A 5463-nucleotide genomic window follows, 5' to 3' on the forward strand; every position below is an offset into this window, starting at 1 on the left:
CCACATCACCAACGTACACCCGCGATATTTCTAATATGAGATTAGTTTTTCGCCGGGATGATGTGCATCGATGTCACCGGATTGCTGCCGATGCATCTGTCGATAGCTTTCTTGCATTTGAATCGCGAGCCGATGTGCTTCGTGATCTCGATGGCTCGAAGGCTTTGAGCTTGCCAAAAGATCTTGTTCTACCTGTTCTTCAATCATTTATTGAAAAATATTTCGGCCTTCGTCTTCCGATGCAGGCTGTGAATGCCGAAGGAACAGCCGAGATCGATTTTAATTTTGTTTGGTTTTCACATCTCTTTCACTATATTTTTTACGACCTTAATGGTGACGACAGTCGAGAGGCTGCCTTGGCTTCTGCGGTCTTGTTCAATCAGGATCTTGATCGTCAGATCGCGTCTGCAAAGCAACAATCCAGTACAAACTTAGAGAGTGCCAATACCGTTCTGGCACGGTGTCTCAGGCTCCAACAGTCAGGCACCCCAGGTATGGATGATCTTGCAATTCGGATCAACCTGACGGGATTTCTTGTTGGAGCAGTCCTGCCCTTGATCAATACGATTTGCCAGGTCATTGATCAGTTGATCTCTCGTCCTCGCATTCTTGAACACGCTGCAACAGCTGCTAAGACTGAGATGGACGGAGATCAATTACTTTTGAATCCGCTACAAGGATTTGTCTTAGAGGCACTTCGCTTTTCTCCCGGTGATCCTGTGATTTATCGTCACTGCAAGAGTCGAACTGAGTTATTGAGTGCTTCTTACCGCTCATCGGTCTCGGCAAATACCTTGGTGATGGCCTGGAATTCCTCTGCGATGTTTGATCCTAAGTATGTGGATCAACCGTGGCAATTCAATCCAAATAGGCCATCCCGAGATTACTTGCACTTCGGCCATATGTCTCATGTTTGTGCTGGCAAGTATATTGTCATGTCAGTTATTCCGGCTATTATTCAAGAGCTTCTTTCTCGCTATGAGATGGCTAGGATCCCTGGTACGTGTGGATATCCTACTAAGCATGGAATTACGGTCTCGGAGTTTGATGTTCTTGTCCGCCCCCGTAGTTCTGATCATTTAGTGCAGGCCATCTCCACGGTGACACCATGACTGATTCCGAGCGGCCAAATAATCATCTTTCGGCAGATCGTCTTCCAATTCGCTCTGATGTAGTTGCTTTGCTTCGGCGCGCTGGTGTTGAATTCTTTCGATTCCCGCTGTCTCCTGAGGGGAAGGCAATGCAGGAATACTTCAAGTCTGACGATTATATTCACTGTCATTTTACGTCGCCGGAAATATTGGAGTCTGGTTCTGCACTCTTTCTCTTGCAATCATTTCTTCAGGATGTGCATCCAGATGATCGGGAATATATGTCTAGTGTTGCTCAGCTTCTATTGGAGAGTGATGGTTTTGGAAATGATATTACTAGCCGGCCATTTCGTGGCGTCTCTTCCGACGGTCGTTGGTCTTGGTATGAGGTGAGGATGGCTGTTACTCGTCAGAACGATCTCCTGATCTGCGAGGGACTCATGGTTAATGTCGATGTTCAACAGAAGTCATTGCTTTCATTGCAGTCAAGTCTTTTGTGTGATCAGCTGACTGGTTTGGGGAATTTAAAAAGTGCCTACGCACTCTTGAAAGATATTATCTCCACTGGGTTACCTGTTTCTCTTATATGGCTCGACTTGAAGGGTTTCGGCCGCCTTAATACTTATCTTGGTCGAGCAAAGGGTGACGAAATTCTTCGTGCTACTGCCGTCGTCTTACAGGATTGGCTTCAGGATGGTGACCATTTAATTAGGCCTGACTCTGACGAGTTTCTGATTATTTTACAAGGACGCGATTCCAAGGCTGCGCATTCTGCTGCTCTTCATCTGGTCCAGCAATTGCCATCTCTGCTGGAATTGCATGTCGATGGGTTTTATGGTCTCGGTTTTCACGCAGGCATCAGTTCATTCCCGGACCATGGAGACAATGAAGATTCCATCCTTTCCAGTGCAGCATCTGCATTGGATCAGGCACGGCGAATCAATTCTGTGGCAGAACCAATTGTCATTTTTGGAGACGACATTCCAACGAGAACGGCTGAATTATTGAATCTTGAACTCAGCCTCCGCCAAGCTGTGGTCAATGATGAATTTCGACTTGTTTTCCAGCCACAATGGAATGTCTCAGGGCAGATTGTTGGTGCTGAGGCTTTATTGCGCTGGGAGAGCGCAAGTCTTGGCCCAGTCAGTCCGGGAGTTTTTATTCCACTTGCTGAGCAAACCGGTCAAATCCATTTAATTGGTGAGTGGGTGATTGAAGCTGCTTGTCTCGCTCTTTCTTCGCTCCATGGAAGTGTGGATAAAATCCCCCCGCTGTCAATTAATATTTCGGCCAGTCAGCTTTCTTCTCGGCAGCATGATCTCGTAGAAACATTATTGGTGAGTCTTCAACGTTTTGGTGTTTCACCTAAGTCTATGCATGTTGAGATCACAGAATCTGGATTCTTGGATCACCTTGCTATTCGCCGACTGAATGGCCTTCATGAGGCGGGTATCTGCCTTCACATCGACGATTTTGGAACAGGTTTTGCAAGTCTTTCAAGTCTTCTTTCTTTGCCTATCTATTCCTTGAAGTTAGATCAGAGCTTTGTTGCGCAGCTTCATTCTTTTGACTCCAGTAGCCTTGAATCTGTTCCATCTGTTGCTATTTTGAAGGCCAGTCTTGCCTTGTCTTCGTCGATTGGTGCTGAGGCGATTGTTGAAGGGGTTGAGGATTTTCGCCAGTTCGATGTCCTTCGCCGTATGGGCTACCAATTCTTCCAGGGATATTATTTCTCTAGGCCGTTGGAATTTGCTGATTATTGCGAGCTCTTGGCAAATCAAACTGAAAAGTCTGCCCTCTTTTCTGTACCTTCTGATGGCGATTCTGTGTAATTGTCTAACAGAGTTGCTCTGATCCCTCTTGATCACTTTCACTTGTTTGAAGGCTCAAAGGTTGATAGTTAAGGGCTGATCGATAGTTGTTGAATTGTTCTCAAAGCCTACGAGTCTTTTCAGCTCCTGAAAGCTGAGCACCTCCGCCTCGCTGCGCGAATGCCTTCAGTCGCCAGATCGCTTCCTCCAATGCAGCCTCTGGCCCCATGCTTGTCTCCCTTGATGAGCCGGCATCAACTCCTTCAGATCAGTACGCCAGACACTCACAGCCGCTGGCTGGATCTGAGCATGCGCCTACGCCCTGATATCCCGTAGGTCGCGATGCAACGGGAAACTGCAACTGCAACTGGACATCAGCGAGGCCTGTGAGGCGGCTTGGAAGCCTGCTCGCTGGATGGTTGGATTGGAAGTCACCATTACACAGGTCTTCGATGTACGTCACCTGCGTTCACGTCCACGTGAAACCCGATCGAATCGAGGAGTTCCGCCAGGCTTCCATCCTGAATCACAAGGAATCCATTCAGGAACCTGGCAATCAACGCTTTGACATCCTCCAAAGCAAAGACGACTCCAGCCTGTTCCTGCTGTACGAGGCGTACGAATCGGAGGCAGCAGCAGCAGCCCACAAGAGCACAGCGCATTACCTCAAGTGGAGGGAAACCGTTGCCGACTGGATGGCTGAACCGCGGAAGGGTGTTCCTTACGAATCGGTTGCACCATGACGGTTTCGTTTTCTTTTGCACGCGTCCCCCCGATTCACTGCGGAACGGGAACGCTCAAAGAGATCACAGCCTGGCTGCGCTCACTCAAAGCTGAGTCTGTTCTTCTGCTTACAGGCCGGGCTTCGCTGCAGGAGATGGGTCAGCTGAGCGTGGTGATGAGCTTGATTGACGATGCTGGAGCCAAGCACTCCCATATGATCTGTGCTGGTGAACCCAGTACAGAGCTGGTGGATCAAACCACGCAGCAGTGGTTTGGCCAGGGCATTGATGCTGTGATTGGCATCGGCGGCGGCAGCGTGATCGATTTTGGCAAAGCGATTGCCGCGATGATTCCCCACGGAAACTCTGTGCTGGATCACCTGGAGGGTGTGGGCCGCGGTCTGGCTCACAGCGGAATCACGCTGCCTTTCCTTGCGATTCCCACCACCTCAGGAACCGGTGGGGAAGTGTCTAAAAATGCAGTGCTGAGCCATGTGGGCCCTGATGGCTACAAGAAGTCGTTGCGGCATAACAACTTTGTCCCAAGCGCAGTGATCTTGGATGGTTCTCTGTTGACCGGTGCCGCTGCCGATGTGACGGCAGCATGCGGGATGGATGCCTTCACGCAGCTTCTTGAGCCCTTTCTTTCTCCAACGGCATCACCTCTGAGCGATGCGATCGTCTGGAGCGGGCTTCAACACTTAGTGCCGAATTTGCGTCGTGCCTGTGGAGAGGGATCCACCGATCCGCAAGTTCGCTTGCACATGGCCTATGGCTCACTCTGCTCAGGGATCGGATTGGCGAATGCCGGCCTTGGGATTGTTCATGGCCTAGCGGGGCCAATTGGGGGGTGGTTCCCGATGCCCCACGGCGTGATTTGCGGAACCTTGATGGGAGCAGCGCAACAACAGAACTGGAGTGCTCTGAAACAACGCGATCCCCACAACCCTGCGGTTGAACGGATGGCCCGTGTTGGCCGTTTGCTGCCTGGTGGCAGCCACCTCACTCAGAACAACGCTGCAGTGGATCACCTCACGGACTGCCTGGTCCAGTGGGTGGATGAGCTCAAGATTCCTCGATTGAGCGACTACGGCATCACCCATGGAGATCTGGATCGAATCGTTGGCGCAGCAAGCAACCGCAATAATCCAATTGCACTCACACCATCCGAAATCAAAACATTGCTGGAAACAAGGCTTTAAAGAAATCGGTTCTCTAATTCTTCATTGAAATTGTCGTTTACGTCTTGTTGGTCATAAGCCTTGAGTTGGAGCCGCTGTTCGAGTGCTGTTGAGTGCGATGTCATGAACTCAGACAGAGGTCTCATTGGCGTCGATCAGTTGTTGGACCAGCGCGGAATCAAGATAGGCTCTAACTTCCACAATCATTGTGTCGTTGAAGCGAACAACCCAGCAATATCGGTTGTCGAAGCGCATTCCACTCTTGGCGAAGGCATGGGAACGCAACTCAACGACCGCCCAATCACCATCGGTGAGTACATTCTGGACATGAAGTTGAGTCCCTTCTTGGAGAATATTGTTGAGTCGCGCAAAGGTATGGCTGTAAAACTCTTGCTTTGATTGATAGTGTCCGGCGAGCGGGTGGGTGCCCTCCACCGTCCAATCAACATCCTCGGCAACACATTCGAAGAACTTTTCTCCATCACCTGATTCGAGAGGCGAGAAGATGCGGCGAACCGTGTCTGCATTGATGGCCATGTTTTTGGTTTAGCTCAATGCCTATTAATCCTATCCCTAGGGCTCTGAATATTGAGGAGATGTCAAAGATTGGGTCGCCATGATCAGGGGCCTCGGTGATCGAGAGCCATGATTTCTGGAT

General features: G+C 49.9%; 6 protein-coding genes. 5 read left to right on the top strand and 1 reads right to left on the bottom strand.

The features are described from left to right. From NCN04_RS07405 to NCN04_RS07420, 5 genes are all read left to right on the top strand, one after another. Nucleotides 1-1112: cytochrome P450 (locus NCN04_RS07405; protein ID WP_250395659.1), on the top strand; the 1112-nt coding region annotated here is incomplete at its 5' end. Further along, nucleotides 1109-2923, top strand: coding sequence for a sensor domain-containing protein (locus NCN04_RS07410; protein WP_250395660.1), 1815 nt, complete (start codon nucleotides 1109-1111; stop codon nucleotides 2921-2923). The genes NCN04_RS07405 and NCN04_RS07410, both read left to right, overlap by 4 nt. A 189-nt stretch (nucleotides 2924-3112) precedes the next feature. Next, the gene (locus tag NCN04_RS10665; protein ID WP_284498660.1) at nucleotides 3113-3238 is read left to right on the top strand and encodes a hypothetical protein; all 126 of its coding nucleotides are present in this window, start codon (nucleotides 3113-3115) and stop codon (nucleotides 3236-3238) included. A 116-nt stretch (nucleotides 3239-3354) separates the two neighbouring features. Continuing rightward, nucleotides 3355-3645, top strand: coding sequence for an antibiotic biosynthesis monooxygenase (locus NCN04_RS07415; protein WP_048347412.1), 291 nt, complete (start codon nucleotides 3355-3357; stop codon nucleotides 3643-3645). Then, complete coding sequence (locus NCN04_RS07420; protein ID WP_250395661.1) at nucleotides 3642-4826, top strand: iron-containing alcohol dehydrogenase; 1185 nt, start codon at nucleotides 3642-3644, stop codon at nucleotides 4824-4826. Before NCN04_RS07415 ends, NCN04_RS07420 begins: the two co-directional genes overlap by 4 nt. A gap of 108 nt (nucleotides 4827-4934) precedes the next feature. Here the strand turns inward: NCN04_RS07420 and NCN04_RS07425 are convergent, their stop codons facing one another. Next, nucleotides 4935-5342, bottom strand: coding sequence for a nuclear transport factor 2 family protein (locus tag NCN04_RS07425; protein WP_250395662.1), 408 nt, complete (start codon nucleotides 5340-5342; stop codon nucleotides 4935-4937). Nucleotides 5343-5463 lie beyond the last annotated feature (121 nt).

This window comes from Synechococcus sp. MU1655, assembly GCF_023630655.1.
Classification (GTDB): Bacteria; Cyanobacteriota; Cyanobacteriia; order PCC-6307; family Cyanobiaceae; genus Synechococcus_C.